Here is a 15,757-nt window from a genome sequence, read left to right as displayed (position 1 = left end):
TTACCCCAATGCGCCCCCACCGGAAAACCACAGCCCAACGAAACAAGACAGAGAGAACCCGTGGTCGTCCCATGGGGACGACCTCTGCAAAAGTTCTTTGGGTACCTTTCTTTCAAGAAAGGTACGGTTCCAGCAGAGTACACAAAATAAACGAATGATTTTTTCCCGTCGGCACTTGCTTTCGGTCTACTCGCCCCCATTTGGTAGACCGGAAGGCCGGCGGGATTTTTATATCTTTCTCACACTATGGTAGAAGTACTTTACGAAGACAACCACGTGATCGTGGTCAACAAACGTCCCGGCGAGCTCGTACAGCCCGACCAGTCGGGAGGGCCCGCGCTGGAAGAGACCGTAAAGGATTATATCAAAGTGAAATACGCCAAGCCGGGAGCCGTTTTTTTGGGTGTCGTCCACCGGATCGATCGACCGGTCGGAGGCGCCGTACTGCTGGCCCGGACATCCAAGGCTTTGGTACGGCTCAACGAACAACTCAAGCAGCGGCGGTTTCGGAAAATCTATTGGGCGATCGTCGAAAACCGACCTTCCGACAAAAATGCGACGGGAGAATTAAAGCACTACATCATTCGCAACGGAAAGACCAACAAATCGACGGCTTATGAAACGCTCGCAGCAGTTCCGGAGCGGCTGAGAGGGGAGGCGAAAGAGGCGATTTTGCGATACAAACTTCTGGCCTCCGGCGACCGTTATCATCTGTTGGAAATCGAGCTGCTGACCGGGCGGCACCACCAGATCCGGTGTCAACTCGGCAAGATCGGTTGTCCGATCAAAGGCGACCTGAAATACGGTGCGGCTCGTTCCAATAAAGACGGCGGGATATCCTTGTGGGCCAGACGCCTGAGTTTCGAACACCCGGTCACGCACAAAACGATTACCGTCGAAGCACCGACACCGGCAGACGATACACTGTGGGCCTTCTTTGAGAGAGCGACCAACTCGAATTCGGAATAGCAGCAGAGAAAAAATCCATCATCACGGCCGCCCCGGGCTTCCGCGACAACACCTCGGGCGCACCAGGTGTCACAGGCTATCACGGATACATTTGGTCACGCGTACCTCTCGCCTCGGAAAATCGTTACCGGGGTGTATGCTTAGCATTTCACATGACAGTACTCGAACCTTTCAGCATGGCTAGTCGTGGCTTCGGTCTTCCGTTGCGTTGCCTCTCGGAATAAACAGGACGGCGACCCTGAAAGACTGTCTGAACTCTTCCCCGCTATTCGAGTTCGAAAGCGAAAGGCAACAATTCCGACACCATCGCCTCCCGAACCGAATCCCCCGTTCGATCCGCCATCAACACCCGTATATCCTGCGCTCCCTGTGCCCGCACCGCCTCCAGGAGCAGCTCCCGACACCCGCCGCACGGCACTACCGGCACCTTCGAATCCGGCGAAGCGATCGCAATCGCCACCACCCGCAACTCCGGAAAAGTCGCCCGCGCATAATTCACCGCCACCCGCTCCGCACAACTCCCCAACGGGAACGCCCGATTCTCCTGATTGTTCCCGCACACGACTCCGCCGTCTTCCAAAAGCACCGCCGCACCCACCCGAAAGCGGGAATAGGGTGCCCATGCCCGTTGCGCCGCCTCCAACGCCCTTGCCACCAGTTCCTTGTCTTCCATAAGAAAAATCCGTTATTATTCCACCGACGGTTTCACCGCCCGCACCATATGCCGTTTGCCCAACGCCCCCGGCAACCGCACCACCTCGAACCCGGCCGTCCGCAAAGCCTGTTTGACCGTCCCCTTGGCCGAATAGGTCACCAGCACGCCGCCCGGCTTCAGAATCGAAAACATCCGCTCCATCACCTCCGCCGACCAGAGTTCCGGTTGCGCATCCGGCGCGAAAGCATCGAAATAGATCACATCGAAGCATTCCGCCAACGGCGCGAAATCGAACCGCAGCAGATCCGTCCAATACTTCGTCAGCCCGCATCCCGCTCCCACCTCGTGCCGGGCCCCGTCCCACGTCGCATCGTGCAATTCCAGGAAAAGCGGATCATCCGTATAATTCAGCCGCGCCGCATCCTCCCGCTCCACCGGGTAGAGCTCGACCGCCCGATAATCCACCCGCCGCCCCGTCTCCGCAGCCCGCCGCAAGGTCAGCCACGCATTGAGCCCCGTTCCGAAACCCACCTCGAACACCGCCGCCTCCCCGGCAGAGACCGTCTCGAATCCGGCCCGGATATAGACATGCTCCGCCTCGCCCACCGCCCCCCGATCCGAGTGGTAAAGCTCGCCCAGCACCGGATGGCGCACCGTCATCGACCCGTCTTCCGTCTTCAAAAACTCCATCACGCCGCCCCAGATTAACGCCGCACCAGCTGCACCACATTCTCGACATGGTGCGTGTGCGGAAACATGTCCACCGGCTGCACCCGGGTCACCCGGTAAGCCGAATCGAAAATCGCCAAATCGCGCGCCTGCGTCGCCGGATTGCAGCTCACGTAGACGATCCGTCGCGGAGCCGCCGCCAGAATCGTCGCCGCCACATCGCCGTGAATCCCCGCCCGCGGCGGATCGAGAATAATCACGTCCGGACGCCCGTGTTCGGCAATGAACTCCGCATTCAGCACATCCTTCATATCCCCCGCGAAGAACAGCGTATTCCCGATCCCGTTGAGCGCCGAATTCTGTTTGGCATCCTCGATCGCCTCGGGCACATATTCGATCCCGACGACCCGTTTCGCCCTCGCCGCCACGAAATTGGCGATCGTCCCCGTCCCCGTATAGAGGTCGTAGACCACCTCATCGCCCGTCAGCTCCGCAAAATCGCGCGCCACCTTATAGAGATTATACGCCTGTTCCGAATTGGTCTGGTAGAACGACTTGGGATTGATCCGGAAGGTCAGATTCTCCATCCGCTCCTCCATATACGGCTTACCAGAGTAACAGAACACCTCCTGATCCCCGATGGAATCGTTCAGTTTCTCATTGATGATATAATTGAGCGAAGTAATCTCCGGAAACCGCACCCGCAAGTGCTCCAACAGAGCCGTCCGGGCCACCGCATCCTCCCGCGCAAAGACCACCGTCACCATCACCTCGCCGGTCGTTGAAGTCCGGACAATGATATTCCGCAACAACCCCCGATGCTCCCGCAGGTTGTAAAACTCCATCCCGTTTTCCTGCACGAACCGTTTGACCTCCAACCGAATGGCATTCGAAGGCTCCGGTTGCAGGTGACACCACTCGACGTCCAGCACCTTGTCGAACATCCCCGGAATATGAAACCCCAGCGCATCGCCGTCCCCCGTCGCCGCCCCTTCGGCCACCTCCGCCCGCGGCACCCACCGCTTATCCGAAAAGGTGAATTCCAGTTTATTCCGGTAATATTCGCTCTTCTCCGACCCGATGATCAGCGAAATCTCCGGCAATTCGATCCCCCCCAGCCGTCGAAGCTGGCCGGCCACCTGCCGCTGCTTGTACTCCAGCTGCATCGGGTAGGGCAGCGCCTGCCACTTGCACCCCCCGCACTCGCCGTAATGTTTGCAGAAAGGCTCGACCCGAAGCGGCGAATATTGCACGAAATCCAGCACATACCCCTCCATAAACCGCCGCCGTTTGTTGTTGATCTGGACGCGAACCACATCGCCCGGCACCGTATGGGGCACGAAAACCACCACATCGTTATATTTTCCCAGCGACTTTCCCTCGGCGGCTATATCGGTGATCTCCAGCGCCTCGATCTGCGGATATTTGCTCTTTCTCGGTTTCATAAATGATTGCTCGATTTCGGTATAGAGGCAAAGATACGGGTAAATTTCGTAAATTTGGAGGCGATAACCCTTTACCTTCCTCGCCTTATGCTCAAACTGGCCACCCTTACCTTCAACCCGTTCGGCGAAAACACCTACGTGCTGTTCGACGAGACGAAACAGTGCGTCCTCGTCGACGTCGGCTGCTCGACGGAACAGGAACGGCAGACCCTCGCCGCTTTCATCGAAAAAAACGACCTGCGACCTATGATGGCCATCAATACGCACGGCCATGTGGATCATATCTGCGGCGTGGAGTTCGCCAAACGGCAGTGGGGGATTCCTTTCGCCCTGCATCACAACGACCGGCCCCTTCTGGAGATGGCCCACTGCTATGCCGATATGGGCTTCGACATCGATCCGATTCCGACGGTGGAGGTCGACCTCGCGGAGACCGAGACCATTCCGGTGGGGAACAGCACCCTCCGTATCCTCCAGACCCCGGGACACTCGCCGGGACACGTCGCGATCCATGTACCGGACGCAGAGTTGTTGCTGACGGGCGACCTGCTGTTCAAAGAGAGCATCGGTCGGACGGACTTGCCGGGCGGAAGCTATCCGACCCTGATGGAGAGCATTATCAGTCAGGTGATTCCGCTGGGCGGCGACACCCGCATCTTTCCGGGACACGGGCCGGGCAGTACCGTGGCGCACGAAGTGATGTTCAACCCGTTCATCGTCGAAGCGTTGCGCGGCGACGTGAACTACAAAAGCGATCGCACGACGCATGAGAATTGATATTATCACCCTGCTGCCCAAACTGTTGGACGGCGCCCTGAGCGAATCGATCATCAAGCGGGCACAGGACAAGGGGCTGGTCGAAATACACATCCACAACCTGCGGGACTACTGTGAGGACAAACATCGCACGGCGGACGACTACCCGTTCGGCGGCGAGGCGGGGATGGTCATGAAGGTAGAGCCGATCTATAAGATTATCACACAATTACGCTCCGAACGGGAGTACGACGAGGTCATTTACACGTCACCGGACGGGATTACATACAACCAGCAGGAGGCCAACCGGTTGTCTACATTAGGGAATCTCATTATCCTGTGCGGACACTACAAAGGGGTGGACTATCGGGTGCGGGAACATCTGATTACCCGCGAAATCTCGATCGGGGACTATGTGCTGACGGGCGGCGAGCTGGCGGCGGCAATCATTACGGACAGCGTGGTGCGAATTCTGCCGGGAGCGATCGGCGACGAGTGTTCGGCCCTGACGGACAGTTTCCAGGACAACCTGCTGGCACCGCCGGTTTATACACGCCCGGCGGAGTTCAACGGATGGCGGGTGCCGGACGTGCTGCTGTCCGGAAATTTCGCCGAGATTTCGCGGTGGCAGGAAGATCAGGCTTTCGAACGAACCAAACGATTAAGACCCGATTTACTGGAGATTAAATAGGATTATATGAAGTATTACATCATAGCCGGCGAAGCGTCCGGAGATTTGCACGGTTCGAACCTCATCAAAGGGCTGCTCGCGGCCGATCCGGAGACCGAATTCCGTTTCTGGGGCGGCGACAAGATGGTCGAAGCGGCGGGTAACCGCGGACAGCTGGTTAAACACTACAAAGAGGCTTCGATCATGGGTTTTTGGGAAGTGCTCAAGAACCTGCGGCGGATCGGTCGACAGATGCGTTTCTGTCGGGAAGACATCGCGGCTTACCATCCTGATGCGCTGATTCTCATAGATTATCCGGGCTTCAATCTGCGAATGGCGAAATTTGCCCACGAGCATCTCTGGCCGACAGGTGTCAACAGGCCGAAGGTCTTTTATTACATCGCCCCGAAGGTCTGGGCGTGGAAAGAGCGGCGCGTCAAGGATTTACGGAGATATGTCGACCGGCTCTTCATCATTTTCCCGTTCGAAACCGACTATTTCCGGCGACATGGGATCGAGGCTTTCTATGCGGGCAATCCGCTGATGGACGCCATCGCCGGGCGACCGGCGGTGACGCCGGAGAATGACAAGGCTTTTCGGACAGAAAACGGTTTGGAAGAGCGGCCGATCATTGCGCTGGTGGCGGGAAGCAGGGCTTCAGAGATTCGGTATAATTTGCCGAATATGGTGGCCGTAGCGCGACGGTTTCCGGAATATCAGTTTGTGGTAACGGGAGTTTCGTGGCTCGACAGATCGCTGTACGACAACTATTTAGAGGGGAGCGATGTGCGGTTCGTCTGCGACCGGACTTACGAAACGATCGCCCGTTCGGCGGCGGCGCTGGTCACCTCGGGGACAGCGACGCTCGAAACGGCTTTGCTGGGGATTCCGGAGGTGGTCTGCTACCGCGGATCGGCTGTGAGTTTCTGGATTGCGAAAAAGGTGGTGAGTGCACGATTGCGCTTTATTTCGCTGGTCAATCTGATCCTCGACCGGGAGGCGATCCGCGAGTTGATCCAGACCGACTTTACGCTGGAGGCGGCGGAAGCGGAGTTGCGTGCGGTGTTGCCGGACGGGGTGAAACACGAGCGGATCATGCAGGATTTCGGGGAGTTGCGCCGGGTGGTGGGCGAGCCGGGAGCATCGGTGCGCGTGGCGGACGAGATGGTACGGTTGTTACACGTAAATCATTCGAAATGAAGATTATCTGTATCGGCATGAACTACCCGGAACACGTCCGGGAGCTGCCGTCGGTGTGGGACGAACAGACGCCGCGGGAAGCCCCGCGGGAGCCGGTCTTTTTCATCAAGCCGGACACGGCGCTGCTGCGGAACAACGATCCGTTCTACCTGCCCGACTTTTCACAAGACATGCAATACGAGTGCGAGTTGGTGGTGCGAATCAACCGGTTGTGCAAGGGGATCGAAGAGCGGTTCGCCCATCGTTGTTACGAAGAGGTGGGGCTGGGGATCGATTTCACGGCCCGCGACCTGCAACGGCGGTGCAAGGCCGAGGGGCTTCCGTGGGAGATCGCCAAAGGATTTGACCACTCGGCGGCCATTGCGCCGGTCTTTGTACCGAAAGCGGAATTGCCTGATATCCAAAACATCCATTTCTCGATGGATTTGAACGGCGAACGGAAACAGACGGGATTTACGGGAGATATGATTTTCGGCGTGGATCGGCTGATTGCGTACGTGTCGCAGTTCGTCACCCTGCGGATCGGCGACCTGCTCTTCACCGGGACGCCGGTCGGGGTGGGACAAGTGCATATCGGCGACCGGATTACCGCGGAATTGGAAGGGCGCCCTATGTTAGATTTCCAGATCAAATAACACCGAAAAATCGAGTGGAATTCAAAGATTTAGACATCATTCTCGCCAGCGGTTCACCGCGACGGCGAGAGTTATTGACCGGGATGGCGATCCCGTTTCGGGTGGCTGACGCTTATGCGGCCGAAGAGCGTTATCCCGCCTCGCTACCGCTGGCGGAGGTTCCGGGCTATCTCTCCCGCCTGAAATCGGAAGCCTATCCGATACCATTGGCGGAGAACCAGATACTCATCACGGCCGACACCCTCGTTTTGCTCAGCGAACAGGCGCTCGGCAAGCCGAAAGACCGACAAGCGGCTGTAGAAATGCTGAATACCTTGTCGGAAGGCACACACCACGTCACAACCGGCGTGACGATTCGGAACCACGCGGCACAAGTCACCTTTTCGGAGACTACGGCGGTAACGTTCGGGGCGCTTTCTGCGGACGAAATTGCCTTTTACGTCGACACTTTCCGACCGTATGACAAGGCGGGGGCATACGGGATTCAGGAGTGGATCGGCTATGTGGGCATCGAACGCATCGACGGATCGTTCTACAACGTCATGGGGCTGCCCACGCGGCTTTTGTACACGAAACTGACCGACTTTATCCGGACACGATACAGTGCTAATCATAAATCCATGAACGAGATATGAAAAAATCGACTCTATTCGCTCTGACCTGCGGCCTCCTGCTGTTCGGCCGCCCTGCGGTGCGGGCCGACGAGGGGATGTGGCTACCGAGCCTGATCGAACAGGGGCGCATCAAAGATATGCGCGCCAAGGGATTCCGGCTCAAGGCACAGGACTTGTATGCCGTGAACCGGGTCAGCCTGAAAGACGCCATCGTGCGGTTCGGCAGCGGCTGCACCGGCGAACTGATCTCCGATCAGGGGCTCCTGATCACCAACCACCATTGCGGGTACGGACAGATTCAGCAGCACAGCTCCGTGGAACACGACTACCTGACCCACGGTTTCGCCGCCATGAACCGCAGCGAAGAGTTGCCCAATCCGGGCCTCGTCGTGAGCTTTCTGGTCGAGATGAGCGACGTGACCGACCGGATTCTCGCCGGCGTTACCCCAGAGATGAGCGAAGCGGAACGGCAAAAGAGAATTGACGCCAACAAAGAAGCCGTCGTCCGGGCGGCTACCGAAGGGAATCACTACAAAGCTTCGGTCGAGGCGTTGTATTATGGGAATCAATATTTTCTCTTCGTCTACGAAGTGTTCGAAGACGTGCGGTTGGTTTTCGCTCCGCCGTCGGCGGTGGGCAAGTTCGGAGGCGATACCGACAACTGGATGTGGCCGCGGCACACGGGGGATTTCTCCATCTTCCGCGTCTATGCGGGGCGGGACAACAAACCTGCAAAATATTCGCCGGAGAATGTACCTTACGTGCCGAAAAAATCGTTCACCATCTCGCTGCGCGGGATGCGTCCCGGCGATTTCACCTTCGTCTACGGCTTCCCGGGACGGACTTACCAGTACCTGCACTCCGAGGCCGTGCGCTACATCGAAGAGAAGAGCGACCCGCACAAAGTGAACCTGCGGACGCTGCGGCTGAACATCATGAACCGGGCGCAGGCGGCCGATCCGAAAGTCCGGATCCAGTATGCGGCGAAAAACGCCAGCGTGTCGAACGCCTGGAAAAAGTGGCAGGGCGAGATGAAAGGATTGCAGCGTTTGGGAACGGTCGATAAGAAACGCGACTTCGAAGCGAAATTCGAAGTCTGGGCGGCCGATAAGCCGGAATATGCGGGCACCACGCAGAGGCTGGCGGCGCTGTACGACTCGCTGGAGCCGTATGCCTTTGCGCGGGACTACCATGCGGAGGCCGTTCTGGCCATCGAGCTGCTCAAGTTCGCCGGAAAGTTCGCCGACGCCAAGGATTTGACCCCGAAAACACTCGCCAGATTGCAGAACGATGCCGACCTCTTTTTCAAAGACTACTCCGCGGCTATCGACCGGGAGACGGCGGGGGTGCTGATGAGCGAATACCTCCGCAACGTTCCGGAACGATTCCGGCCGACCGGAGCAACCACAGATATAGCAGCGATTTTCGCCGCCAGCCTCTTTACCGATTCATCCCGGGTGAACAGCCTGCTGGCCTCGGAAGATACGACTGCCATGCACAATGTTATCGACAACGACACCGCTGTGGGAGCTTATCGGACTTTCACGGAGGTCTACAAAAACCGGATAGAACCGACTTATGCGGCGCTGAACAAACAGATCGACCGCGAATACCGCACCTATATGCGGGGCATGATGGAGATGCGGCGGGGCGAACACGCGTTCTATCCGGACGCCAACTCGACCTTGCGCATCGCCTACGGCAAGTTGGACGGCTACCGGCCGGCGGACGCGGTCTGCTACGAACCCTTCTCGACCCTCGACGGGGTAATGGAGAAGGACAATCCGGAGATCTACGACTACGACGTACCGGCCCGGCTGCGGCAATTGTACGAGGCGAAAGACTATGGCCGTTGGGCGGTGAACGGGACGGTGCCGGTGGCTTTCATCGCCACGAACCACACCACGGGCGGCAACTCGGGCAGCCCGGTGCTGAACGCCCGGGGCGAGTTGATCGGCGTGAACTTCGACCGCTGCTGGGAGGGGACGATGTCCGACCTGGAGTACGATCCGGTCGTGTGCCGCAATATCGCGCTGGACATCCGCTACGCCTTGTTCCTGATCGACCGGGTCGGCGGCGCGGGCTATCTATTGGACGAAATGAAATTTGCGAAATAGAGACATGATTCGGAGTCGTCTGGAAAAACTGCGGGAGTGGATGGCAGCGGAGGGGGTCGAAGCCTTTATCGTGCCGTCGAACGACCCTCATTTCAGCGAATACGTCGCTTCGCGCTGGGCTTGTCGAGCGTGGATCAGCGGGTTCGACGGATCGGCGGGAACGGTGGTCGTGACACGGACACAGGCCGCTTTGTGGACCGACTCGCGCTACTTTCTGCAAGCCGAGGCACAGCTTGACGGCAACGGCATTGAACTCCAGCGCATGGGGCTGGTCGGGACGCCGGAGATGATGGAGTGGCTGGCCGCACAGTCCGATGTGCGACGAATCGGCATTGACAGTCGTTTGTTCAGCCACCGAGCTTTCCTGCGGCTGGCGGACGAGGCGGCGGAGAGGGGGATGACCTTGGTCGGCTGTTCCGATCCGTTCGACACGATTTGGGACGGAAGACCGGACATTCCGGCCGAACCGGCCACGATTGTAGAGGAACGATACAGCGGCGAATCGACCCGCTCGAAACTGCAACGCATCCGGGCATTGGGCGGCGGAAAGCCAGAAGAGGCGGTACGGATAGTCGCCGTGCTGGACGAAATCGCCTGGACGCTGAATATCAGGGGTACAGATATCGAATACAATCCGCTCGTCATCAGCTATCTGGCGGTCGAACCGGAACGCGCGCTGCTCTTCACCGCACCGGAACGATTCGGCCCGCAGGAACGGGAACAATTGGCTGCCGAGGGGGTGGAAGTACGGGCTTACGAGGCTTTCGACGCCTACCTCGCTACGCTGGCGAATCGACCGGTTGTGGTACATCCGGAGGGGCTGGATCAGTTTCATTACGCCGCTTTGGAAGCTGCCAGAGCTCGAATCGAAGAGGAGACAACGCCTTACAGTTCGATCGCCCTGCTGAAAGCCGTCAAAAACCCGATCGAAATCGACGGATTCCGACGAGCCATGGAGGTGGACGGAGCGGCATTGGTGCGGTTCGAACGGTGGCTCGAACAGACGGTCGAAGCGGGCGGACGGCCTACTGAACGGGAGATCACCGACCGGTTGCACGCTTTTCGGACAGCCGATCCCGATTTCCGCGGCGAAAGTTTCGAAACCATTGCCGGATATGGTTCGCACGGGGCGATCGTACACTATGCCGTCTCCGAGGAGAGCGACCGGGCGATCGGCACCGACAGTTTTCTACTGATCGACAGCGGCGGGCAGTACCCATTCGGAACGACCGACATCACGCGCACCTACCATTTCGGCACGCCCACAGAGGAGCAGCGGAGGGATTATACTGCCGTTTTACGGGGGATGATCGATCTGAGCGCCGCTCAGTTTCCGACCGGGACACGAGGCACTCAATTGGACGTGTTGGCACGTCGTCACCTATGGCAAGCCGGGCTGAACTACCTGCACGGGACTGGGCATGGGGTAGGGCACTGCCTGTGCGTACACGAGGGGCCTCAGTCGATCCGGATGAACGAAAATCCAGTGACCTTGCAACCGGGCATGGTACAGAGCTGCGAACCGGGATTATACCTCACGGGGAGGCACGGGATACGAATCGAAAACCTGACGCTGGTGACGGAAGAGGGGTGTCCGACCGGTTTTCTGCGGTTCGAACCGCTGACCTTGTGCCCCATCTCGCTGCGGGCTGTCGAAATCGGGACGTTGGACGCCGATCAGCGCGACTGGCTGAACCGGTATCATGCCGCGGTGTATGAACGACTCTCACCCCGGCTGACGCCCGAGGAGCGCGCCTGGTTGGCGGAGAAGACCCGCCCGATTTAGGCACGCTTCTTGATGTTTCCGACGTTCGGTACAAACCCTTAATAAACTATCGAACAATGGAATACGAAACGATTACCGGCTTCGATCCGAGGCGTTATTTAGGAAAATGGTACGAAATCGCCCGGTTCGACTACCGGTTCGAACGTGATATGTATGCCGTCACCGCCGAATACAGTTTGCGGTCGGACGGCAAGATACGAATCGTGAACACCGGTCGGCGCGGTTCGCCCGACGGCCCGACAGTCACCGCAGAGGGCAAGGCGAAATTAGGAGCGCCGAAAGACCCCGTCCGTCCGGGCTTTCTGAAAGTCTCCTTCTTCGGGCCTTTCTACGCACCGTACTACATTCTGGCCTTGGATCCGGACTACCAGTACGCTCTGGTGGCGGGTAAGCGGCACAAGACCTTGTGGATTCTGTCACGACAGCCGCAACTGTCGCAAGAAACGACGCAACAGCTGCTCGATGTGGCCCGACAACGCGGTTTCGACACCTCGAAACTCCATTTCACCGAACAGAACGACCGGACACCGTACTAAAAAACCGCGGGGACATTTCATTCATGAAATGTCCCCGCGCCGCTTTATAGCAAAAATATTCCTCACGGATTATAGAGGTCGAAATTCCGGAAGTTGAAAATCGCCTCCGTCATATCGCGCATCTCCCGCGCCGCCGTATGCCCCGGCTCCAACTCCAGCGCCCGGTTGAAATCGTTGAGCGCCCGACCGAAATCATTCTGTCGATAATACGATCGTCCCCGTTCGAAATAGAAATCCGCTCCTCCGGCCGCCCCGTACAATCCCCGTTCACGGATATAAGCCTGCACCGCCTCCGGCACCGCATCCTCCGCCAAATCTCCGCCTGAGGCCAACGTCCGCCGAATCGACGTCGAGTCGATCTCGAATCCCGGCGCCTGCGCCATCTCCGGCGAAGCCACGCCGCCGCCTCGCGGATAGAACAGAAAACGCACCCGCCGCTGCAACTCCTCCGACCGATGCCACCGCGGCAACTGGGCGGCAATGTCGCTGCCCGCCAGAATCGTAAATACCGCATCCGGATAGAGACGTTGCAGATACTCGATCGTGTGAATCGTGTAAGAAGGGTAGGGCAGATCGCGTTCGACATCGCAAACCCGGAGCCGCGCCTCGCCGATCTCCTCCAAAGCCAACCGCACCATCTCCAGCCGATCCTCAAAAGGAGCCAGCTCCTCCGGACTTTTCAACGGATTTTGCGGCGACACCACCATCCACACCTCCTCCGCCAGCTCTCGCTCCAACACATACCGCGCCACCGCCAGATGCCCGCCGTGCACCGGATTGAACGACCCCATCAGGAGCGCGATTCGTCTCTCTCCGCTCCGCCTCATCGCCCGGCCAGAAAATCGCCGACCACCCGCCGCGCCTCCGCATAAGCCGTCTCCAGGTCGTCATTGACAATCACCCGGTCGAATTTCGACGCATAGGCGATCTCCTGTTCCGCCTTGGCCAGCCGCCGTTCGATCGCTTCCGGCGAGTCGGTGCCGCGCCCCTCCAACCGGGCCCGCAACACCTCCACCGACGGCGGCATGATGAAGATCGACAAAGCCTGATCGCCGAACAACTTTTTGATATTCAATGCCCCCACGACATCGACATCGAAGACCACCACATGCTCCCGATCCCAAATCCGGTCGATTTCGGCCCTCAACGTCCCGTAGCACGTCCCGGCATAGACCTCCTCCCACTCCACGAACTCGCCCTGTTCCACTCGCGCCCGAAACTCCGCGTCGTCCAAAAAGTAGTAGTCCACCCCGTCGCGTTCCGCTCCCCGCGGCGCCCGCGACGTGGCCGAAATCGAAAACTCCAGCTCCGGAAAGCGCTCCAACAGGTGCCGAACGATCGTCGTTTTACCCGATCCCGACGGCGCCGAGAATATCAAGACTTTGCCCATAGCTCGAAACGTTTTTTACAAGAGGTTGAGTAACTGTTCCTTGATCTTTTCCAACTCGTCCTTCATCCGCACCACCAGCTTTTGAATCCCCGCATGGTTCGCCTTGGAGCCCGTCGTATTGATCTCGCGTCCGATCTCCTGCGCGATGAAACCCAACTTGCGTCCCACCCCCTCCGACTCCCGGGCCACCGTCCGGAAATAGTCGCAATGCTGCTTGAGCCGCACCTTCTCCTCCGTGATATCGAACTTTTCGAGGTAGTAGATGATCTCCTGCTCGAACCGGTTATGGTCTACCTTCACCTGCAACGCCTCCAGATTGTCCCTCAACCGCGCCCGCACCGTCTCGATCCGCTCTCCCTCCAGCGGCACGATCTGGGCCGCCAGCTCCTCGATCGTATCGATCCGTTTCAGGAGGTCTGCGATAAGCACCTCACCCTCCTGCTCCCGGAACCGGTTCAGGTTCTCCACCGCCTCGTTCACCGCTTCGGCCAATGCCGTCCACTCCTCCGGATCGACCCTCACCATCTCGGTCTGCATCACCTCCGGCAGCCGCAACACCGCCGTCATCAGCGGTTCGTTGCCGTTCGTATCGCCCACCTCGCTCCGCAGTCGCACGAGCTGCTCATAGTAGGATTTGAACAACGCCGCATTGATCGTCCCGCCGCACCCGGTCTTGGCCCCTCCGAGGTTCTCGAACGAGACGCAGAGGTCTACCTTTCCCCGCCCCAACGCCTTACCCACCGTATTGCGAATGTCGTACTCCTTCTCCCGATACAGGGTCGGAATCCGCACCGACATATCCAACTGTTTGCTGTTCAGACTCTTGATTTCAACGATTATTTTGCGCTGCTTCGTGTGCCGTTCGGCACGACCGTAGCCGGTCATCGACTTTACCATAACGATTCACTGATTTATACCGAGCAAATATAACGCGAATTTCTCATTTTTCCCTCGGGCCTCAGCTCCCGCGCCTCGCCCCGGAACAAAATCCCCTTGAAAATTTCACGATTGGATAATATTTTCCGATATTTGGGCTTTCTATCCGCCGGACTTCCGGCCACCCGAACAGGCGTACATCTTAAGAAATACAAACTCGATATGAAGAAACACAACTTTTCCGCCGGGCCTTCGATCCTGCCCCGCGTAGCGGTCGAAAACGCAGCCAAAGCCGTATTGGACCTCAATGGCATCGGTCTGTCGGTGCTCGAAATCTCGCACCGCACGAAAGATTTCGAAGAGGTACTGGACGAAGCGGTGGCACTGTTCAAAGAGCTGCTGCACATTCCGGAGGGGTACAGCGTCCTCTTCCTGGGCGGCGGGGCGAGCATGCAGTTCTGCATGGTGCCGTTCAACCTGCTGGAAAAGAGAGCCGGGTATATCAATACCGGGGTGTGGGCCAAAAAGGCGCTGAAAGAGGCCAAACTGTTCGGCGAGGTCGAAACGGTGGCTTCGTCGGAAGACAAGAACTTCTCGTACATTCCGAAAGGATACACGATTCCGACGGATCTGGACTACCTGCACATCACGACCAACAACACGATCTTCGGGACGGAGTACAAGACCGACATCGACTCGCCGGTGACACTCGTGGCGGATATGTCGTCGGACATTCTTTCGCGGCCGGTGGACGTGTCGAAATACGGCCTGATCTACGGCGGGGCACAGAAGAATCTCGGGCCGGCGGGGGTGACTTTCGTTATCGTCCGCAACGACATATTGGGCAAGGTTTCGCGACCGATTCCGACCATGCTGGACTACCGCACGCATGTGGAGGGTGGATCGATGTTCAACACGCCGCCGGTGTTCCCGATCTACGTGGTGCGCGAAACGTTGAAGTGGCTCAAGTCGATCGGCGGCGTTCCGGCGATCCAGAAACTGAACGAAGAGAAAGCGGCGCTTCTCTATAACGAGATCGACCGCAACTCAATGTTCACGGGGACAGCTGCCGTAGAAGACCGCTCGCTGATGAATGTCTGCTTCGTTTACAGCGACGCGCACAAGGATTTGGAACCGAGTGCGTTCCTCGATTTCGCCAAAGAACGCGGGATGGTGGGAATCAAGGGTCACCGCCTGGTGGGGGGCTTCCGGGCTTCGCTCTACAATGCGATGCCGAAGGAGAGTGTCCAGGCACTGGTAGACTGCATGCAGGAATTCGAAAAACAGTACATTTAACTGTATTCTTTGTGCCGGTTGGAACTGCCGCTTTCTTGTAAGAAAGCGGCGCAAAGAACTTTCGTGATAGCTACGCTACGCCTTAGGCTCCGCAGTCCTCATTCTTCGTGAATCTGTCGGGCTGTGGTTTTCTCGGCGAGCGC

At 58.2% G+C, this 15,757-nt stretch carries 16 protein-coding genes; 10 read left to right on the top strand and 6 right to left on the bottom strand.

The genetic code is table 11. The features are described 5' to 3' along the window. Nucleotides 1-246: 246 nt before the first annotated feature. Nucleotides 247-969 carry an RluA family pseudouridine synthase gene (locus tag QZ302_RS04995; protein ID WP_294593176.1) on the top strand — a complete coding sequence of 241 codons (723 nt, stop codon included), beginning with the start codon at nucleotides 247-249 and terminating at the stop codon, nucleotides 967-969. A gap of 265 nt (nucleotides 970-1,234) precedes the next feature. Here the strand turns inward: QZ302_RS04995 and QZ302_RS04990 are convergent, their stop codons facing one another. From QZ302_RS04990 to rlmD, 3 genes are read right to left on the bottom strand one after another with little or no spacing between them, the layout of a single operon-like run. Further along, on the bottom strand, nucleotides 1,235-1,642 hold the full coding sequence (locus tag QZ302_RS04990; protein WP_294593174.1) for a cytidine deaminase: 408 nt from the start codon (nucleotides 1,640-1,642) through the stop codon (nucleotides 1,235-1,237). Between the two features lie 15 nt (nucleotides 1,643-1,657). Next, nucleotides 1,658-2,314 carry a tRNA (5-methylaminomethyl-2-thiouridine)(34)-methyltransferase MnmD gene (mnmD, locus tag QZ302_RS04985; protein WP_294593178.1) on the bottom strand — a complete coding sequence of 219 codons (657 nt, stop codon included), beginning with the start codon at nucleotides 2,312-2,314 and terminating at the stop codon, nucleotides 1,658-1,660. A 14-nt stretch (nucleotides 2,315-2,328) separates the two neighbouring features. Next, nucleotides 2,329-3,738, bottom strand: a complete 1,410-nt coding sequence (gene rlmD / locus QZ302_RS04980) for a 23S rRNA (uracil(1939)-C(5))-methyltransferase RlmD (RefSeq protein WP_294593172.1) — start codon at nucleotides 3,736-3,738, stop codon at nucleotides 2,329-2,331. Between the two features lie 87 nt (nucleotides 3,739-3,825). On the opposite strand from rlmD, the gene QZ302_RS04975 reads away from it, so the two are divergent. The 8 genes from QZ302_RS04975 to QZ302_RS04940 are packed head-to-tail and all read left to right on the top strand — an operon-like array spanning nucleotide 3,826 to nucleotide 12,052. Beyond that, entirely contained in the window at nucleotides 3,826-4,515 is a 690-nt protein-coding gene (locus QZ302_RS04975) for an MBL fold metallo-hydrolase (protein WP_294593170.1), read from the top strand. Further along, nucleotides 4,505-5,185 (top strand): tRNA (guanosine(37)-N1)-methyltransferase TrmD, encoded by a 681-nt coding sequence (gene trmD / locus QZ302_RS04970; RefSeq protein ID WP_294593168.1) that lies wholly within the window; start codon nucleotides 4,505-4,507, stop codon nucleotides 5,183-5,185. The genes QZ302_RS04975 and trmD overlap by 11 nt, the downstream gene beginning before the upstream one ends. A 6-nt stretch (nucleotides 5,186-5,191) precedes the next feature. Beyond that, nucleotides 5,192-6,364, top strand: coding sequence for a lipid-A-disaccharide synthase (lpxB, locus tag QZ302_RS04965; RefSeq protein ID WP_294593166.1), 1,173 nt, complete (start codon nucleotides 5,192-5,194; stop codon nucleotides 6,362-6,364). Beyond that, nucleotides 6,361-6,999 (top strand): fumarylacetoacetate hydrolase family protein, encoded by a 639-nt coding sequence (locus QZ302_RS04960; protein ID WP_294593164.1) that lies wholly within the window; start codon nucleotides 6,361-6,363, stop codon nucleotides 6,997-6,999. The genes lpxB and QZ302_RS04960 overlap by 4 nt, the downstream gene beginning before the upstream one ends. 14 nt (nucleotides 7,000-7,013) lie before the next feature. Further along, nucleotides 7,014-7,634 carry a Maf family nucleotide pyrophosphatase gene (locus tag QZ302_RS04955; protein ID WP_294593161.1) on the top strand — a complete coding sequence of 207 codons (621 nt, stop codon included), beginning with the start codon at nucleotides 7,014-7,016 and terminating at the stop codon, nucleotides 7,632-7,634. Continuing rightward, complete coding sequence (locus QZ302_RS04950) at nucleotides 7,631-9,730, top strand: S46 family peptidase (RefSeq protein WP_294593159.1); 2,100 nt, start codon at nucleotides 7,631-7,633, stop codon at nucleotides 9,728-9,730. The genes QZ302_RS04955 and QZ302_RS04950 overlap by 4 nt, the downstream gene beginning before the upstream one ends. Before the next feature lie 4 nt (nucleotides 9,731-9,734). Then, nucleotides 9,735-11,516, top strand: coding sequence for an aminopeptidase P family protein (locus QZ302_RS04945; RefSeq protein WP_294593157.1), 1,782 nt, complete (start codon nucleotides 9,735-9,737; stop codon nucleotides 11,514-11,516). A 56-nt stretch (nucleotides 11,517-11,572) separates the two neighbouring features. Next, nucleotides 11,573-12,052 carry a lipocalin family protein gene (locus QZ302_RS04940; protein ID WP_294593155.1) on the top strand — a complete coding sequence of 160 codons (480 nt, stop codon included), beginning with the start codon at nucleotides 11,573-11,575 and terminating at the stop codon, nucleotides 12,050-12,052. 62 nt (nucleotides 12,053-12,114) lie between these two features. Here QZ302_RS04940 and nadD read toward each other — a convergent pair whose 3' ends face one another. The 3 genes from nadD to QZ302_RS04925 are packed head-to-tail and all read right to left on the bottom strand — an operon-like array spanning nucleotide 12,115 to nucleotide 14,339. Continuing rightward, complete coding sequence (nadD, locus tag QZ302_RS04935; protein WP_294593153.1) at nucleotides 12,115-12,879, bottom strand: nicotinate (nicotinamide) nucleotide adenylyltransferase; 765 nt, start codon at nucleotides 12,877-12,879, stop codon at nucleotides 12,115-12,117. After that, nucleotides 12,876-13,442 (bottom strand): guanylate kinase, encoded by a 567-nt coding sequence (gmk, locus tag QZ302_RS04930; RefSeq protein ID WP_294593151.1) that lies wholly within the window; start codon nucleotides 13,440-13,442, stop codon nucleotides 12,876-12,878. The genes nadD and gmk overlap by 4 nt, the downstream gene beginning before the upstream one ends. Before the next feature lie 15 nt (nucleotides 13,443-13,457). Beyond that, the gene (locus QZ302_RS04925; RefSeq protein WP_294593148.1) at nucleotides 13,458-14,339 is read right to left on the bottom strand and encodes a YicC/YloC family endoribonuclease; all 882 of its coding nucleotides are present in this window, start codon (nucleotides 14,337-14,339) and stop codon (nucleotides 13,458-13,460) included. A 201-nt stretch (nucleotides 14,340-14,540) separates the two neighbouring features. Between QZ302_RS04925 and serC the strand changes: the two genes are divergently transcribed. Further along, on the top strand, nucleotides 14,541-15,614 hold the full coding sequence (serC, locus tag QZ302_RS04920; protein ID WP_294593146.1) for a 3-phosphoserine/phosphohydroxythreonine transaminase: 1,074 nt from the start codon (nucleotides 14,541-14,543) through the stop codon (nucleotides 15,612-15,614). The last annotated feature ends 143 nt before the right edge of the window (nucleotides 15,615-15,757 follow it).

Source organism: uncultured Rikenella sp., assembly GCF_910579375.1.
Classification (GTDB): Bacteria; Bacteroidota; Bacteroidia; order Bacteroidales; family Rikenellaceae; genus Rikenella.
This window is presented reverse-complemented; position numbering and strand designations above follow the sequence as displayed.

What these genes read in the sequence shown, in the direction of transcription:
- lpxB (WP_294593166.1), top strand. Translation starts at nt 5,192, where the DNA reads ATGAAGTATTACATCATAGCCGGCGAAGCGTCCGGAGATTTGCACGGT.
- QZ302_RS04990 (WP_294593174.1), bottom strand. Translation starts at nt 1,642, where the DNA reads ATGGAAGACAAGGAACTGGTGGCAAGGGCGTTGGAGGCGGCGCAACGG.
- QZ302_RS04950 (WP_294593159.1), top strand. Translation starts at nt 7,631, where the DNA reads ATGAAAAAATCGACTCTATTCGCTCTGACCTGCGGCCTCCTGCTGTTC.
- QZ302_RS04945 (WP_294593157.1), top strand. Translation starts at nt 9,735, where the DNA reads ATGATTCGGAGTCGTCTGGAAAAACTGCGGGAGTGGATGGCAGCGGAG.
- QZ302_RS04975 (WP_294593170.1), top strand. Translation starts at nt 3,826, where the DNA reads ATGCTCAAACTGGCCACCCTTACCTTCAACCCGTTCGGCGAAAACACC.
- QZ302_RS04960 (WP_294593164.1), top strand. Translation starts at nt 6,361, where the DNA reads ATGAAGATTATCTGTATCGGCATGAACTACCCGGAACACGTCCGGGAG.
- nadD (WP_294593153.1), bottom strand. Translation starts at nt 12,879, where the DNA reads ATGAGGCGGAGCGGAGAGAGACGAATCGCGCTCCTGATGGGGTCGTTC.
- QZ302_RS04925 (WP_294593148.1), bottom strand. Translation starts at nt 14,339, where the DNA reads ATGGTAAAGTCGATGACCGGCTACGGTCGTGCCGAACGGCACACGAAG.
- serC (WP_294593146.1), top strand. Translation starts at nt 14,541, where the DNA reads ATGAAGAAACACAACTTTTCCGCCGGGCCTTCGATCCTGCCCCGCGTA.
- mnmD (WP_294593178.1), bottom strand. Translation starts at nt 2,314, where the DNA reads ATGGAGTTTTTGAAGACGGAAGACGGGTCGATGACGGTGCGCCATCCG.
- trmD (WP_294593168.1), top strand. Translation starts at nt 4,505, where the DNA reads ATGAGAATTGATATTATCACCCTGCTGCCCAAACTGTTGGACGGCGCC.
- rlmD (WP_294593172.1), bottom strand. Translation starts at nt 3,738, where the DNA reads ATGAAACCGAGAAAGAGCAAATATCCGCAGATCGAGGCGCTGGAGATC.
- QZ302_RS04995 (WP_294593176.1), top strand. Translation starts at nt 247, where the DNA reads ATGGTAGAAGTACTTTACGAAGACAACCACGTGATCGTGGTCAACAAA.
- QZ302_RS04940 (WP_294593155.1), top strand. Translation starts at nt 11,573, where the DNA reads ATGGAATACGAAACGATTACCGGCTTCGATCCGAGGCGTTATTTAGGA.
- gmk (WP_294593151.1), bottom strand. Translation starts at nt 13,442, where the DNA reads ATGGGCAAAGTCTTGATATTCTCGGCGCCGTCGGGATCGGGTAAAACG.